The sequence below is a fragment of the Streptomyces sp. 4F14 genome, assembly GCF_048159485.1.
In the GTDB taxonomy this organism is placed as follows: domain Bacteria; phylum Actinomycetota; class Actinomycetes; order Streptomycetales; family Streptomycetaceae; genus Streptomyces.
Map to the genome: position 1 here is coordinate 1 of NZ_JBLRVY010000426.1, position 311 is coordinate 311.

The following is a 311-nucleotide window of genomic DNA, read 5'->3' on the forward strand; positions in this document are numbered from 1 at the left end:
TAGATCTTCTGGCGCGCGGGGCCGTTCTCCTCCTCCTCGGCGCCGCCCGGGATGCCCGTGGGTGCCCTGCCGCCCTCGAAGAGCGGCAGAACGCCCTCCACGGGCCGTCCGCAGCCATTGCCGAGGACATGGGCCGCGAGGTCGTCGGTGAACGCCTTGATGGTCGACTCAAGGAACATCGCGGAGCCGTCCGGGTGCGAGCACGCGCCGCGCCGCTTCACGTTCTTGGCGACCTGCTTGAGCGCCTCCAGAGCGGCCGGGCCGCCACCGTTGAGGATGTCCTCCATGCCGCGCGCGGCGGCCGGCAGACC

At 72.0% G+C, this 311-nt stretch carries 1 protein-coding gene; it reads right to left on the reverse strand.

Going from position 1 to position 311, the window contains the following annotated elements; all coding sequences use genetic code 11:
- Positions 1 to 311 (reverse strand): NADH-ubiquinone oxidoreductase-F iron-sulfur binding region domain-containing protein (locus tag ACLZOT_RS51430; protein ID WP_416976171.1); only part of this gene is annotated, 311 nt, incomplete at both ends.